The 15,594-nt window shown below is 33.9% G+C and carries 13 protein-coding genes; 9 read left to right on the top strand and 4 right to left on the bottom strand.

The window, feature by feature from the left end; all coding sequences use genetic code 11:
• Window positions 1–2 precede the first annotated feature (2 nt).
• Window positions 3–2,393, bottom strand: coding sequence for a TonB-dependent receptor (locus tag BB050_RS15870; protein ID WP_066034228.1), 2,391 nt, complete (start codon window positions 2,391–2,393; stop codon window positions 3–5).
• Window positions 2,394–2,500: 107 nt separating this feature from the next.
• Between BB050_RS15870 and BB050_RS15865 the strand changes: the two genes are divergently transcribed.
• The 9 genes from BB050_RS15865 to BB050_RS15825 all read left to right on the top strand — a co-directional run bounded on the left by BB050_RS15865 (window position 2,501) and on the right by BB050_RS15825 (window position 12,933).
• Window positions 2,501–3,532 (top strand): helix-turn-helix domain-containing protein, encoded by a 1,032-nt coding sequence (locus tag BB050_RS15865; protein WP_066034227.1) that lies wholly within the window; start codon window positions 2,501–2,503, stop codon window positions 3,530–3,532.
• 1,116 nt (window positions 3,533–4,648) lie between these two features.
• Window positions 4,649–4,963 carry a hypothetical protein gene (locus BB050_RS15860; RefSeq protein WP_066034226.1) on the top strand — a complete coding sequence of 105 codons (315 nt, stop codon included), beginning with the start codon at window positions 4,649–4,651 and terminating at the stop codon, window positions 4,961–4,963.
• A 224-nt stretch (window positions 4,964–5,187) separates the two neighbouring features.
• Window positions 5,188–5,877 carry a hydrolase gene (locus BB050_RS15855; RefSeq protein ID WP_008467690.1) on the top strand — a complete coding sequence of 230 codons (690 nt, stop codon included), beginning with the start codon at window positions 5,188–5,190 and terminating at the stop codon, window positions 5,875–5,877.
• A gap of 172 nt (window positions 5,878–6,049) precedes the next feature.
• A complete protein-coding gene (locus BB050_RS15850; protein WP_066034225.1) occupies window positions 6,050–7,837 on the top strand; it encodes an amidohydrolase in 1,788 nt (595 codons plus the stop codon).
• A 5-nt stretch (window positions 7,838–7,842) separates the two neighbouring features.
• Window positions 7,843–9,210, top strand: coding sequence for an alginate export family protein (locus tag BB050_RS15845; RefSeq protein WP_066034224.1), 1,368 nt, complete (start codon window positions 7,843–7,845; stop codon window positions 9,208–9,210).
• A gap of 25 nt (window positions 9,211–9,235) precedes the next feature.
• Window positions 9,236–9,796, top strand: a complete 561-nt coding sequence (locus BB050_RS15840) for a 2'-5' RNA ligase family protein (protein WP_066034223.1) — start codon at window positions 9,236–9,238, stop codon at window positions 9,794–9,796.
• A gap of 150 nt (window positions 9,797–9,946) precedes the next feature.
• A complete protein-coding gene (locus BB050_RS15835; RefSeq protein WP_066034222.1) occupies window positions 9,947–10,870 on the top strand; it encodes a helix-turn-helix domain-containing protein in 924 nt (307 codons plus the stop codon).
• A gap of 308 nt (window positions 10,871–11,178) precedes the next feature.
• Complete coding sequence (locus BB050_RS15830; RefSeq protein ID WP_066034221.1) at window positions 11,179–11,901, top strand: SDR family oxidoreductase; 723 nt, start codon at window positions 11,179–11,181, stop codon at window positions 11,899–11,901.
• A gap of 267 nt (window positions 11,902–12,168) precedes the next feature.
• Window positions 12,169–12,933 carry an SDR family oxidoreductase gene (locus tag BB050_RS15825; RefSeq protein ID WP_066034220.1) on the top strand — a complete coding sequence of 255 codons (765 nt, stop codon included), beginning with the start codon at window positions 12,169–12,171 and terminating at the stop codon, window positions 12,931–12,933.
• A 276-nt stretch (window positions 12,934–13,209) separates the two neighbouring features.
• Here the strand turns inward: BB050_RS15825 and BB050_RS15820 are convergent, their stop codons facing one another.
• The 3 genes from BB050_RS15820 to BB050_RS15810 form a co-directional block, all read right to left on the bottom strand.
• Window positions 13,210–13,683, bottom strand: coding sequence for a hypothetical protein (locus tag BB050_RS15820; RefSeq protein WP_066034219.1), 474 nt, complete (start codon window positions 13,681–13,683; stop codon window positions 13,210–13,212).
• 123 nt (window positions 13,684–13,806) lie between these two features.
• On the bottom strand, window positions 13,807–14,511 hold the full coding sequence (locus tag BB050_RS15815; RefSeq protein WP_066034218.1) for a LytR/AlgR family response regulator transcription factor: 705 nt from the start codon (window positions 14,509–14,511) through the stop codon (window positions 13,807–13,809).
• A complete protein-coding gene (locus tag BB050_RS15810; protein WP_066034217.1) occupies window positions 14,508–15,545 on the bottom strand; it encodes a sensor histidine kinase in 1,038 nt (345 codons plus the stop codon). The genes BB050_RS15815 and BB050_RS15810 overlap by 4 nt, the downstream gene beginning before the upstream one ends.
• Window positions 15,546–15,594: the final 49 nt, after the last annotated feature.

Below are 15,594 nucleotides of genomic sequence, written 5' to 3'. Positions count from 1 at the left end.
ATTTAATTATTTGATTTGCTGAAATAATATCTCAACTTGATGTAAAAAGCTCTGCTAGGTTTTTGTAATGAGAAATTGTCATAAAGCTTGTTGTCAAGAAAGTTTTTGCATTCAAAAGCAATATTGTATTTCCCATTTGCCATGGTATAAACAGCATTTAAATCGTGGCTGAACTGCTGCGGAATTTCTAGTTTACTGTCCCTACTTCCCATACTTGGCCAAGACAAATAATACGTATGGACATAAAGCAGATTATAGCCAACAGACAGATTATTTCCTTTTTTCCAAACATTATTAAAGAACATTGTAGCATCTGCATTTCCAAAAAGGTATGGCATGTTTGGAATTCGGTCATTATAAAATGGAGACACATAATTTTGATTTGGCTCGTACATTGTTTTGTTTCTAATATTCTGGTACGTTGCGTTAAAACCAGCCGTAAAACGACTCCCATACGAGTATCTAATCTCACCATCGATACCATAATTGGTCACTTTTCCCTGATTGACATTGGTAGTCATCGTCTGATTATTATTCAGCGTTGGACGAATAAAATCGACTGCATTTCTATGCAAAAGGTTCACATCAAATGATAAAGCATTTTTTTCGCGGAAACTCGTCTGAAAACTTGCTCCTAAATTATAGTTGTTGCTTGATTCTGGTTTTAAGGAAAGATTTCCCTCTAAATTATCATTCACATTACCAAATATTTCCTCTGGAGTTGGCAATCTATAAGTCTTTTCATAAGAAGCCTTTATCTGCAGATTACGTTTCAGATAATAGCTCGTAGCAGCCCCATATCCAGTTGTGGAAGTATGGTCTACATATTTCTGATAGGCAATATCTCCAGCGTTTCCAGACGGATTATAACTTCTTGAATAGGTAGTTTTTAATGAATAATCTTTTAAGAATAGAGAAGTGCTCCATTTATCATTATAATCTAATTTATACCCCAAACCTAAAACATTTTTTTGTGTTTTCTTAGGCTGTTTATAAACCAAAGATTCTGGAACCAATTCGTCACTTTCTTTACGATCGAACGTATTAAACGTGTTATTGACCATAAAAGAATGTCTCTCGTTAAGTGTATAAGTTGCATTGGCTGTTGCTATACCATTGTTGTTATAGAACTTACGAAGCGTTCGGCTTCTTTCTCCCCCAGCCCCTTCATACTGTTTGTAATCGCCAAACCAATTGTATCTTCTAAAAACGGTATCGATATTCTGTTCGTAACCAAAGTTGTAATTACCCGTAACATTTACGTTCAATCCTTTTGTAAACAGATCTTTTACCTGATATTTTAAAGTTGGCATTACAATGCTGCCTTTTCTATAAATCTGTCCGAACACGCTAACCATTCTGGCACCTGTTTGTATATCGGCTTTATTTTCCCCTCCCGTAAAACCGATCATCAATTTATCGGCATATTTTTTCCCAGTTATTCCGACATTTAAAATCACTGTTTCGTTGCGGTATTTATCATGAAAACGTCGCACTCTCTGATTCGGAAAATAAGCTCCCGTATTTAAATCGGCCACATCAACATTTACCCAATAATCATTGTCAGAGTAGTTCTGAAAGGCATTAATTTCTGTAGTAAAACCACTCTTAGCAGTATAACCAGCGTTGATGCTTGAACGATGCGTATTAAAAGATCCGAAAGAATACGAAGCATCTACAAAAGTTCTTGGTTTGCTGTTCGTAACAATGTTTATCGCTCCTCCCAAAGCATCTCCGCCAAGCCAAATTGGCACAACGCCTTTGTACACTTCTACACGATCGGCTAGATTGATCGGAATGTTATTCATTTGAAAAGAGGATCCAAAATTATCCATCGGAACTCCGTCAATAAAAACCTTAATCTGATTTCCTGAGAATCCGTTGATAGAAAGCTCTGATCTTGAACCCACTCCGCCCGCTTCACGGTTGCGAACACCAGAAACACGGTCTAAAGCATGCGATAAATCTAGAGTTGAATTATGAAGTTTTTTAGCATCAATAGCTGTTACACTGTAAGCTTGTTTATTTACCTTGTCAGTTTGCGATCTTCCTAGAACAGTTACACTTTCTAACTCTTGCAATTGGCTGTCCATTGTAATTGAAACCTCTAAATTACCTGAGACTTCAATATGTTTTTTCTGAACCGCAAATCCCATTGCAGAGATTTTCAGCATATGTTTTCCTGATGGTACATTTTTTAAAATATAATTTCCGTTTTCATCCGAAATAACACTCAAACCAGTTTTTTCGATAATGACTGTTGCAAACGGTATTGTTTCTCCAGAATTTTCGACCACCTTGCCAGTTACCGTAAAACCTTGATTTTGCTGGGAAAATAATAAGAACGTAGTTAGAAAAAATAAAGTGGCAAATAAAAATTTTTGAGTTGACATATGTTTAATTAGACTAATTATAAATAACTTTGCTGCAAAAATACCATCAACGTCTTGAAAAAAGATAGGGAAAAACGGATTATTATTTTGTAAAAACGGATTATATTTTGAAAATCAAAGCCACACTTCTAACCTCTGAAACGCCAATCATTAAAATTCAAATTGGAGATAAATATTATCCAAAAAGTATTTTAAAAGAAGAAAATATCAACATTCAAAATGGAAATTCTGAAAAAATTATAAGCCGTCATCTCATCACCGAAGGATTAGTTCTCCTTGATACTCAGATGTATTATTCAACTCCTAGAACCGTAATGTTTGAAATTGATGAAGAATCGGTTGTGATGAATTTTATTTACAGCAGTAATGTAGAGACTCATATTGATCAATTGGAAAGCGAAAAGTATTCTAAAAAAAACACGCATAATATTTTTTATACCAATAATTTTAAAGGTTTCTTTACAATACCAGCCCTCACAAACATCAATTACATGTCTATTATTCTTTCCAAAGAATTTTATTATAATATAATTAATGAAGATTGGCAGCTTCATGAGAAATTTTCAAAAAAAATACTCAATAAACAATCTACTTATTTAACCTCAAAATACCTTCCTTTTACACCTGCAATTCAGTGGGTAACATCCGAAATAAAAAACTGCTCTCGCGAAGGCTTATTAAAAAGAATTTATATCGAAAGTAAAATTAAGGAACTTCTTATTCATCAGCTTGAGGCTCTAACTATTAAACCTTTGCAAACCGAAAATATAAACCAAGAAGAATACGGCAAACTTTTGGAAGCCAAAGAAATATTAGAAAACGATTATAGAAATACACCTACTCTACCTGAACTTTCGAGACTTATTTCGTTAAACGAATTCAAGCTCAAAAAAGGTTTTAAAGCTTGTTTTGGCATAACTGTCAAAAGCTATATCATAAAATTGAGAATGGAACATGCCAAAGAATTGTTTCAAAGCAAAACCGCTACGGTAAGCGAAGCGGCCTATAAATGCGGCTACAAAGACGTTTCGCATTTTTCGGCAGCATTTAAAAGCTATTACGGTTTCTCGCCTCAAAAGTTCAAAATCAATACCGATAGTATTCAATTTTGGCTAATTGGCTTTTCATTATTGTGGTAAAAAAAGGGTCTTAAAATTACGTCCGTCGACTTAATCTTAAAACCCTAAAAAAATTAGACATTAATGTATATTGCAAACTTATATACAAATACCCACGATCAAATGAATATGTCAAAATTTCAATGTAAAAACGTTTCTCCAAAAACAGTTTTTTATAGAAATTAAATGATTCCCAAAAAGGTAAAGGCCATCACCGTTTTCAAATTTCTACAAACCAAAATTAAAATTCGCAAAATAGATAACCTTACGGTTTTCCTCATTGTGTGAAAAAATTAACATTCTTAACTTTAACTTAAAAGCTTAAGTTACTGTACCGCAAAACATTGACAAAATTCTATTTAACGTAAATTTGTCAAATAAAATACTAGTTTCTAAACTAGATGGCCTCTAAAATTATATTTCTTATTCTAGATTAAGAGCTCTCTTTGTCTTCATCGCATACATTTGCAATGTAGATTAGAAGTTCTATTAAAAACTGAAATCGAAAACAAGAAAAACTTAATATCTGAGCATCTTAGTATCTTAGAAACTTAAAAAAATCTTTTCTTATTCTAGATTAAGTTGAAGCAAAGTGGGAACTAATACATTTGCAATATAAATTACAAGTTCTGTCAAAAACTGAAATCAAAAACAAGAAGAAAACTCAGTATCTGAGCATCTTAGTGTCTTAGAAACTTAAAAAAATCTTTTCTTGTTCTAGATTAAGTTGAAGCAAAATGGGAACTAATACATTTGCAATATAAATTACAAGTTCTGTCAAAAACTGAAATCAAAAACAAGAAGAAAATTCAGTATCTGAGCATCTTAGCATCTTGGAAACTTAAAAAAATCTTTTCTTGTTCTAGATTAAGTTGAAGCAAAATGGGAACTAATACATTTGCAATATAAATTACAAGTTCTGTCAAAAACTGAAATCAAAAACAAGAAGAAAACTCAGTATCTGAGCATCTTAGCATCTTAGAAACTTAAAAAATCTTTTCTTATTCTAGATTAAGTTGAAGCAATAATGAAAGCAATAAATTTGTAAAGTAAAATCACAAGGTCTGTGAAACTGAAATTCTAAAATAAAAAAACTTAGAATCTTAGCACCTCAGAACCTCAGAAACTAAAAAGAAAATGAAAACACTTGAATTCTTATTACTTGGAAAAAACGAAGCGATTCTGGCCATTTTACTTCGCCTTGTAAATGCTTATGAAGACTGGAATGCAGTCGCATTTAGCAACGAAATAGAAGCTCAGGACTATTTTCAGAATCACAAAATCGACGTTGTGCTATTCAGCTCCGGAATCGAAGACCATGTCGAAAAAGCATTTACTTTATTTTGCTTACAACAACAGCCAGACGTAGAAGTAATTGAACATTTTGGCGGCGGAAGCGGATTATTAAAGTCCGAAATCCTTCATCGATTGCATCTAAAAGGAAAAATTTAGGTACCGTATTTTTCTCTTTTAAAAATTCATTAAAAGCTTAACGAATATCATTTAACGAATATCCAATTTTTAATAACGATATATCGCTAGGATCACTATTGCCTTTTCTGAAAAACCTTTTAAAATCAATACATTACAAACAAGGCATTTATTTTGAATGCAAGACACTGAAAATCAAATACAAAATATTTAAAACCTTTATTTAACAACAAAATCAAATTATCATGAAAAAATTAATCCTTACAGCAGTTTTATCTTTAGTAACTTTTATCGGATTCGCTCAAAAACCAAGTCCGTCACTTTTAGACCCTACAAATCACAGTCTAGTTTTAATAGATTACGAAAGCCAAATGGCATTTGCAGTAAGCAACATTCCAATCGACCAATTGCGCAACAACACGGCTCTAGTTGCTGGGGCTTCAAAAATATTCAAAGTACCGACTATCGTTACAACTGTTGCCGAAAAATCTTTTAGCGGACCTGTTTTTAGAGAAATTGAAGAATTCTACCCACAAAAAACTTCAAACTATATTGACCGTACCACAATGAATACTTGGGAAGACGCTCCTGCACGCAAAGCAATCATTGCAACTGGTAAAAAGAAAATCGTATTTGGCGGTTTGTGGACAAGTGTTTGTATTGTTGGACCAGTTTTATCAGCTATCAACGAAGGATATGATGTTTATGTAATTACAGATGCAAGCGGTGACGTTTCTAAAGAAGCTCATGAAATGGCTGTAACTCGTATGGTTCAGGCTGGTGCACATCCTATAACCTCATTGCAATATTTATTAGAATTACAGCGTGACTGGGCTCGTCAGGAAACTTATGTACCTGTAACTGATTTAGTTAAAAAATACGGCGGAGCTTATGGTGTAGGTGTTCAATATGCGCACGAAATGTTGAAACACTAATAATTTTAGAAATTAAAAAATTGAGAATTAAAAATTAAAAAATCTTCTAGATCCGCTAAACCTGCGTGAAAAACTAAAAGTTTGAATCTCTTTTTTAAAGATATTTTACTTAACCTTTAATTTTTAATTCTCAATTTTTAATTAAATCTACCAAACCAAAAATACCACAATCATGAAACTCTCTTTCAAACTAATAGTCTTTCTTTTAATCATTTCCCTCCCTGTTTTTGGGCAAAATAAAAAAGCTACACTCATTGTTCATAATGCCATAATTCATACTCTGGACAATAAAAATACAGTTGTTGAAGCTATGGCTGTTGCAGATGGAAAAATCCTAAAAACGGGCAAAAGCAGTGAAATCTTAAAATTAAAAGACAAAAAAACAACAATAATCGATGCCAAAGGAAGAACGATTATTCCTGGCATATTCGATTCTCATATGCATATTATCCGAGGCGGAAGATTTTACAATACAGAATTGCGTTGGGATGGTGTTCGCTCTCTAAAAAGAGCTTTAGCTATGCTGAAAGAACAGGCACAAAGAACGCCAAAAGGACAATGGGTGCGTGTTGTTGGTGGGTGGAATGCTTATCAATTTGAAGAAAAAAGACTTCCAACTTTAGCAGAAATCAATGATGCAACGGGCGAGGTTCCAACGTTTATTCTTCATTTATATGGACATGCTTATTTGAACAAAGCAGGTTTAGAAGCTTTGAAAATTGATTCCAACACGCCAAATCCAAATGCAGGATTGATTGAAAAAGATCCAAACGGAAATCCAACAGGATTATTGGTGGCAGAACCAAATGCTTTCATTCTATATTCGACTCTTGCCAAACTTCCCGAATTGACTCAAGAAGAAAAATTAAATTCGACTAAACAATTTATGACCGAAATGAATCGTCTTGGCGTAACTGCAATTATGGATGCTGGAGGCGGATTTCAAAATTTTCCTGATGATTATGGTGTAACCAATGGTTTATGCAAAGACAGCGATTTAACTGTTAGAATGCCTTATTATTTGTTTGCGCAAAAAGCAGGTACAGAATTAAACGATTACACCAAATGGATGCAAACCGTTGAAATTGGCGAAGGCTGTGATGACGATCATCATTCGGATAAAGTAGAATATCACGTTCAGGGTGCTGGAGAAAATTTGGTAATGAGCGCAGGAGATTTTGAAAACTTTGACAAACCAAGACCAGAACTAAGTCCAGCGATGGAAGGACAATTAAAAGAAGTGTTATCTTTATTAGTGAAAAATAGATGGCCGTTCAGAATTCACGCTACTTACAATGAAAGCATCACTAGATTTTTAAACGTAATAGAAGACATCAACAAAGAAACACCTTTAAATGGACTTTTATGGTTCTTTGATCATGCTGAAACGGTATCTATAGAAAATTTAAAACGAATTAAAGCTTTAAATGGCGGAATCGCAATCCAGCATAGGATGGCGTATCAAGGAGAAAGTTTCATTAAAAGATATGGAAAAACAGCTGCTTCAAACACAGTTCCATTAAAGAAAATGTTCGAGCTAGGAATTAAAGTCGGAATGGGAACTGACGGAACACGTGTAGCAAGCTACAATCCTTGGGTTGGTTTATATTGGCTCACAACAGGAAAAACTTTGGGCGGCTTAAAATATATGAATGATGAAAATATTGTTGACAGAAACACTGCTTTAAAACTATTCACATACGGAAGCGCCCAATTAATCAATATTGAAAAAGATCGAGGAATGCTGGCATCTGGAAAATTGGCCGATTTCGCTATTCTTTCTGACGATTACTTCTCGACTTCTGAAGAAAAAATCTTAAATATCGAATCAAAACTTACAGTAGTAAACGGAAAAGTAGTTTACGCTGATAATGACTTTAGAACCTTTGCCAACGAAAAACCAAAAGCAATTCCAGACTGGAGTCCGGTAAATTACTTTGGAGGTTATCAAAAAAACTAATTCAAATGAAAAACACATTCTTCTTATTGTTGCTTTTGGGAATCATTTTTTCTGCAAATGCACAACAAAAACCAGTTTTCCAAAGGCTGCGATATGAGGATGATTTCACTTATCTAAAAGCAGATTCGATCAAAACTTTATACGAGAGAATCAAATATATTCCGTTAGGAAAAAACGATAAATATTATGCCTCAATTGGCGGTGAAGCAAGGCTTCAGTACACTTATACCGTCAATAACAAATGGGGAGACGAAGCTGATGACGATGGCTATTTACTTTCCCGATATCTGTTTCATGCAAATGTTCAATTAGGAGTTTTCAGAACCTTTTTTGAATTGCAAAGCAGTTTAGCAAATGGCAAAACAGATCCCAGTCCAGTTGACGAAAATCAGCTAGACATTCATCAGGCTTTTCTCGATATTGATTTTATTAAAGAAGAAAATGAGCAATTGACATTGCGTTCTGGAAGACAAGAAATGATGTACGGTTCACAGCGTTTAATTGCAGTGCGTGAAGGTCCAAACAGTCGACTTGCTTTTGATGCAGTAAAACTATTTTATAAAAAAAACAACTGGCAATCAGACGCATTTTTCACGCATCCTATTGTCAATAAACAAGGAACTTTTAATGATAGTTTTAATGAAAACGCTAAATTTTGGGGAAGTTATACTGTAATTCACAAAGTGCCTTTCATTCAGAACATCGATCTGTATTATTTAGGTTTATGGAAAAGCCGATCTGTTTTTGATGATGCCATTGGTGAAGAAAACAGACAATCTATTGGAACCCGAATCTGGAAAAATAAAGGAACATGGAAATACGATTTTGAAGGCGTTTACCAATTTGGAAACATCAATCAAAAAACAATTTCAGGCTGGACACTTTCATCTTTTGCCTGTTATACTTTCGAAAACATAAAATATACGCCTGAAATCGGATTGAAAACAGAAATCATTTCTGGCGATAAAAGTTCGGGAGATGCTCACTTACAAACTTTTAATCCGTTATATCCAAGAGGCGCTTATTTTGGATTAGTTGCCTTAATTGGCCCTTCTAATTTAATAGATGTTCATCCTTCAATTAATTTTAGTTTATCGGAAAAATGGACACTTGGAATTGATTACGATATTTTCTGGAGACAAACCTTAAGTGACGGTATATACGCCCCTAACATGCAGCTTTTATATTCTGGAAAAAACACAACGGAACGTTTTATTGGTTCGCAATTAATTTCGAATGTAAACTACGACATGAATAATCATTTAGGATTTACACTAGAAACGGGTTGGTTTAATGCGGGCAGTTTTTTAAAAGAAGTGGGGTCGGGAAAAGATTATTTTTACGCCGCATTGACAGCACAATTTAAATTTTAAATTTGTGTAATTCAAAATCCTAAAAATGGAAAAAACATATTCGGTTGTATTTTATTCAAAAGATTTAGTTGAACCCGTTAAAAAGCTGAAAGATTTTTTAAGAAGCAAAATCGATTGGTACAACAGCTGCAATTCTGAAGCACATATCACGATTTGTGAATTTACAATCGACGAATCTGAGTTCGATTCAATTAAACAAAAGCTTTCTAAAATTTCAGATACTTTTTTCCCTTTCCCCGTATCATTAAATCATTTTGATGCTTTCCAAAATAGCGGCGCTTTTTTTATAGGTGTAACCGAAGATTCAAAAAATAATCTAGTGCCTATTATGAAAAAGATTCATGAGACCTTTAAGTTTTTAAAACTCAAAAAAAGTGATAATCCGCACTTGTCAATCGGAAGAAGATTAACACCCGAAAACCTTAAAATAGCTTCTGAGCTTTTTACCACAATTGATCTTGAATTTGAATGCAATGAAATTGTTTTAAGGGAATTCGATCCCAAAGTAAAACAGTTTTTTGTAATTGATGCTTTTCCTTTCGGAAGCAATCCTAAGCCAGAGTTCGTACAGGGAAGTTTGTTTTAACCGCAAAGAGCGCAAAGTTTTTTCGCAAGCTTCGCAAATATTTTACACAAAGCTTTATAGACTGTCTAAATCAAAAAAACTTGCGCCCTTTGCGGTTAAACTCACAAAGCTTATTTTTTCGTATATTTGAATTTCGCAATTCATCACAATATGAAATCCTTAGATTCATTTTACCACGATATTACCGAAGGCTCAACAGTTGACCCCACTTCCCTATTGCCAAACGACATCCAGAAAGAAATCGGACACTTTAATGTCTTTGATATAAAAGAACTTCTCGAACGCATGAAAGGAAAGCCTGGAATGCCTTATGACAGAAGAGCCTACTACAAAATAAGTTTGATAAAAGGCCATAATAGAGCCGAATACGCCGATAAAGTTATCGAAATAGAAAAACAGGGATTGTTATTTGCAACACCAAAAATTCCGTATAACTATTTACCTCAGGACACCAATCAAGGCGGGCATTTTTGTGTTTTTACAAGCGAGTTTTTATCTAAAAGCAAAAGCGGAATCGATCTAGATGAACTTCCGATTTTTGCCTCCGCTGGTTATCCTATTTTTCAGCTTTCAGACGAAGAAGTTTCCGAAGTAGAATTGATTTTCAATAAAATACAAAAAGAAATCAACTCTGATTATATCTACAAATACGATTTAATTCGAAATTATGTTGCAGAGTTAATTCACTTCGGACAAAAACTGCAGCCTATTACCGCGTTATATTCCAAACACAATTCGGCAGCAAGAGTTTCTTCTTTATTTGCTGAATTGTTAGAAAGACAATTCCCGATAGAATCTCCAAATCAAAGATTAGAATTGAGAACAGCAAAAGATTTTGCAGAGCGATTATCTGTTCATGTCAATCATTTAAATAAAGTTTTAAAGGAAAGCACCGGAAAAACCACAACAGAATTAATCAGTAACCGATTAACAAACGAAGCCAAAATTCTTTTAAAACAAACCGATTGGAATATTTCTGAAATCGCCTATTCACTTGGTTTTGAAGAATTAGCGCATTTTTCTAATTTCTTTAAAAAACAGACTTCTTACACGCCGATTGCTTTTAGAGCTTAAATTTTGTTTCAGGTTTCAGCTTTCAAATTGATATTCTTTGTGTGTTTTAACCGCAAAGTACGCAAGGTTTTTTCTAAGCTTTATGCTATATAAACGCAAAGTCCGCAAAGCTTTATGTAAAAAACTTTGCGAACCTTGCGGAATCCCTAGCGTTCTTTGCGGTTAAACTTGAAGCTTGGAATTTGGAATTTAAAAAATTGGAATTTCACTATAGTGATTTGAATTTCGCAAACATCGGTTTGATATTTACAACTACCCAAGTCTACTTCGCTCCTACCTTTGTCTTATCAAATTAAAAGAACGAAAAGATGAATTTATCAGACAACAAAATTTTAATAACTGGCGGTGCAAGCGGTATCGGACTTGGACTTGCCGAACGATTTATTCAGGAAAACAATACCGTAATTATCTGCGGAAGAAGAGCTTCTCTTCTAGAAGAAGTAAAAGCTAAGTTTCCATCGATTATTACTAAAGTATGCGATTTGTCTATAGAAGAGGAACGCATTGCGCTTTATCAATGGATTGCAGCAAATCATCCTGATTTAAATGTTTTAGTCAATAATGCTGGAATTCAAAACTGGATGAACATAACAGATGCTGACTTTTACAATAACATGAAAAATGAGCTTGCCACAAACATCGAAGCTCCTTTGCATTTAACTTCGCTATTTATTCAGTTGTCCTCGCTAAAAACAGTGATGAATGTAACTTCTGGACTGGCATTTTCTCCTTTTGCAAAAGTCCCGGTTTATTCGGCTACAAAAGCATTTTTCAGATCATTTACACTTTCAATTCGTCATTTATTAAGAGAAAAAAATATTGAAGTGGTAGAAATTATTCCACCCGCATTAAACACAGATTTGGGCGGAATTGGTCTTCACGACGCACATCCAAGCGTAAGCAGTTTTATCGAATCTATCTTCGAACAATTGAAAAAAGGAAAACAAGAATTGACTTTCGGCACCAGCGAAACGAGATTAAATGCAAGCGCAGAAGAATTGAGAAATCATTTTAATGCAATGCATTCTTAATTTAAAATTAAACACATAGAAACATAGATTTTTGTAGTGAATAAAAGGCGTTTCACTTTTAATAAAACACATAGGCTATGTGTTAGAAACTAGTTTCTTTATATAATCTTCTAAAGAAAAACAAAATCTATGTTTCTATGTGTTAAAAAAATAAACACAACTATTTGTCTTCATAAGCGTAGCCAAAGGACATTCTAACTATAAAGGTCTTCGACTCCGCTCAGACTGACAACAAACCATAACAATAAACAATAAACACTATATAAGATGGCAGTAAATACAAAAATAGCTCTAGTTACAGGCGGTAGAAGAGGTTTAGGAAAAAATATGGCAATTGCGATTGCAAAAAAAGGACTTGACGTAATTATTACGTACAACAGTAAAAAAGAAGAAGCTGACGCTGTAGTTTCGGAAATTGAAAGTTTAGGGCAGAAAGCCGCTGCACTACAATTAAATGTTGCTGAATCCGGAACTTTCGATTCTTTCTTCGATCTAGTAAAAACAGTTTTGAAAAACACTTTCAAAACAGACAAATTTGATTTTTTGGTAAACAACGCCGGAATCGGAATTCATAATTCGTTCATTGGAACCACTGAAGCTGAATTTGATCAATTGACTAATATTCAATTTAAGGGTCCGTTTTTCTTGACTCAAAAAGGATTAAACGTAATGAATGACGGCGGCGGAATTGTAAATATTTCAACTGGTTTGGCGAGATTCTCTTTCCCAGGGTATGCAGCTTATGCTTCTATGAAAGGCGCAATGGAAACTTTGACAAAATATCAGGCAAAAGAATTGGGCGCAAGAAAAATTAGAGCCAATATAGTGGCGCCAGGCGCTATTGAAACTGATTTTGGAGGCGGAGTCGTTCGTGATAATGAACAAATGAACCAGCAGATTGCTTCTGTAACAGCTTTAGGAAGAGTTGGCCTTCCTGATGATATTGGTGGTGTAGTTGCCTTTTTATGTACTGAAGACGCTCGCTGGATAAATGCTCAAAGAATTGAAGCTTCTGGCGGAATGATGTTGTAAAAGAAGTTTCAAGTTTCAAGTTTCAGGTTGATTATTCTTTGTGTGTTTTAACCGCAAAGAGCGCAAGGTTTTTTCTAAGCTTTATGTTATACAAACGCAAAGTTCGCAAAGCTATATGTAAAAAACTTTGCGAACCTTGCGTAAACCTTAGCGCTCTTTGCGGTTAAACTTAAAACCTGAAACATGAAACAAAATAACTAAAAAAACAAAACCCGATAAGCATTAAAAACTCATCGGGTTTGTCATTTCAAATAATATTTGAATTAGTAAAGCGTTTTAATTTTTTTCTACAGAGACATCAAAACCTCCCTCTGCATCAAAAACAATATCATAAAATTTAGTGTCTTTTGTTACGCCTACTTCGTAGGTTGTTTTTTTCTTATCGTCTACCACCATTGCAATTTCTTGAATGGCTTTTGCTTTGTAATTCTTTTTTAGATAAGACTGCGCTTTTATCGGAAGCTGTTTAAACGGAATCTGCAGCTCATACGCTTTCATGTTTCCCAGATTATCGTAAATCGCAACTGCTTTGGTTCTATCATCTACATTATATCGCGCTTCAAATCGAATTTCATCTGCATCATCTCCCACATATTCTTCAGACCAGACTGGCACTTTTCCCGGATATTCTCTCTCAAAAGCAAATCGAACCTTTTCTGGCGGTGTAATTACCTTTTTCATATTGGTTCCCTCTTGAGCTATTAAAAAACTACTGCATAAAAAAGTAAAAGATAAAAACACGTTTTTCATAGTTTCATTTTTTAAAATTAAACTTTAATAACGTATTAAAAGTACTACTTTTTTATTAAGATAACATGAAGATTTTAACATTTTTTTCAAGCACAAAAATCGCTCTAAAATCAATGGTTGCAATTACAATTCGAGCTTTTTTAGTCTATCGGTCAACTCTCTTTTGTACGTAATTCCGATTGGAATTCTTTCGTTTTTGATGACTACAAAATCTTTTTCGGTTGCATCGATTTTATCCAACGCCACGATATACGATTTGTGAATGCGCATAAAACTCTTTTCTGGAAGGCATTTCTCAAATTCTGTTGTAGTTATCGAAGCCAGATACGTTCTCTTTGTCGTGTGAAGTTTTACATAATTGCCAAAACTCTGAGCATATAAAAGCTGGTCTAATTCAATATCCATTAAATAGCCATCTACTTTTACGCTAACCGAATTTACCGTTTCTTCTGCCTTTTGCCTAAAGCTTTCGGTTGCAAAAAATCGGTCAATTGCTTTTAGAAATCTTGGGAAATAAATGGGCTTCAGCAAATAATCAATTACACCGTAATCGTAGCTTTCTAGAGCAAATTCAGAATACGCTGTAGTCAAAATGGTTTTAGGATGTGTCGGAAGAATTTTAAGCAGTTCCATTCCAGAAATCTCAGGCATATTGATATCCAAAAACATTAAATCGACTGGATTTTCCCTGAGATAATTCATCGCTTCAATGCCGTTGTATCCTTGAAAAACCAATTCTAACTGCGGATTCTGTTTGATATAATTGGCCAGAACATAATGCGCAGCAGGTTCATCGTCTACAATAATACATCTTTTCGTTTCTTTCATCCTACAAACTTTTTAAGCTGTATTTCCAAATCTACAATATAAGTCTGTTTATCGTCTTTTATATCTAATTTATAGTCTTTTCCATAAATTAAATTCAGACGTTCAATAGTATTTTTTAAACCAATTTTGGTAGAAACCACATCATTTTTCTTCGGAATTGAATTGGCAACATGAAGATGCAGCAATCCGTTTTCTACAGAAATTGTAATTGTCACAAAACACTTTTCAATAGCGCAGGTTCCGTGTTTAAAAGCATTTTCAATAAATGCAATTAGAAGCATCGGAGAAATTTTATAGGTGTATTCGTTATCTACTTTATTTTCAAAAGTAATATCACATCTATAGCCAACACGTTCTTTTTCAAGCTGAACATAGCTATTTATAAACTCCAGTTCGTCTTCTAAAGATACACATTGTTTGCTATTGCTCTCTAATTGATAGCGCATTAACTGCGAAACCTTCATAATTAAATCGGGTGTTCTGTCTGGAAACTGAAGGCTGATGCCGTAAAGTGTATTAAAAGTATTAAACAAAAAATGCGGATTTAATTGTCCTTTCAATGAATTTAATTGCATTTGATTGAACAATAAAGCCGCATCGGTTTGTTTTCTGTGAATACGATAAAACTTAAAAACAATAATCGGACTGAGAATGCAGACCAAAGTTCCTAAAACACTTGCCAATTGGTACACATAGCTTCTCTGATGCGAATTTTGGTACAAATGGCATTTGGCAAACATATCCAGCATGGTAATTTCATACAAAATGACCGAGAATACAAAAACACCAAAAAGCGTCAGGATAATATAAGTGAAAGGTTTATTGGCTTTGAATAAAATTGGAAGTAAAAAAAAGCGGTTAAACTGCGCATGCATGTATAAAATGCAATAAAAAAATATCCCCATCAAAATAGAAACGAAGGAGCTAAAAAGCATCCAGTCATTCTTAAGGGTATAAATTGTAAATGAAAAAAGGACAACAGCAACCTCCTGCCACCATTTGTTATCCAATATGTTATCAATTTTTTTGTTCATTCTTAATTGTGAAATAGTTTACAAAGTACGCACAAATATTTAATTATTT

This window comes from Flavobacterium anhuiense (assembly GCF_001705175.1).
Taxonomy (GTDB): domain Bacteria; phylum Bacteroidota; class Bacteroidia; order Flavobacteriales; family Flavobacteriaceae; genus Flavobacterium; species Flavobacterium anhuiense.
This window is presented reverse-complemented; position numbering and strand designations above follow the sequence as displayed.

Excerpts from the sequence above, each read along its gene's own strand:
- BB050_RS15835 (WP_066034222.1), top strand. The coding sequence starts at position 9,947 with ATGAAATCCTTAGATTCATTTTACCACGATATTACCGAAGGCTCAACA.
- BB050_RS15810 (WP_066034217.1), bottom strand. The coding sequence starts at position 15,545 with ATGAACAAAAAAATTGATAACATATTGGATAACAAATGGTGGCAGGAG.
- BB050_RS15870 (WP_066034228.1), bottom strand. The coding sequence starts at position 2,393 with ATGTCAACTCAAAAATTTTTATTTGCCACTTTATTTTTTCTAACTACG.
- BB050_RS15830 (WP_066034221.1), top strand. The coding sequence starts at position 11,179 with ATGAATTTATCAGACAACAAAATTTTAATAACTGGCGGTGCAAGCGGT.
- BB050_RS15815 (WP_066034218.1), bottom strand. The coding sequence starts at position 14,511 with ATGAAAGAAACGAAAAGATGTATTATTGTAGACGATGAACCTGCTGCG.
- BB050_RS15850 (WP_066034225.1), top strand. The coding sequence starts at position 6,050 with ATGAAACTCTCTTTCAAACTAATAGTCTTTCTTTTAATCATTTCCCTC.
- BB050_RS15860 (WP_066034226.1), top strand. The coding sequence starts at position 4,649 with ATGAAAACACTTGAATTCTTATTACTTGGAAAAAACGAAGCGATTCTG.
- BB050_RS15820 (WP_066034219.1), bottom strand. The coding sequence starts at position 13,683 with ATGAAAAACGTGTTTTTATCTTTTACTTTTTTATGCAGTAGTTTTTTA.
- BB050_RS15845 (WP_066034224.1), top strand. The coding sequence starts at position 7,843 with ATGAAAAACACATTCTTCTTATTGTTGCTTTTGGGAATCATTTTTTCT.
- BB050_RS15855 (WP_008467690.1), top strand. The coding sequence starts at position 5,188 with ATGAAAAAATTAATCCTTACAGCAGTTTTATCTTTAGTAACTTTTATC.
- BB050_RS15825 (WP_066034220.1), top strand. The coding sequence starts at position 12,169 with ATGGCAGTAAATACAAAAATAGCTCTAGTTACAGGCGGTAGAAGAGGT.
- BB050_RS15840 (WP_066034223.1), top strand. The coding sequence starts at position 9,236 with ATGGAAAAAACATATTCGGTTGTATTTTATTCAAAAGATTTAGTTGAA.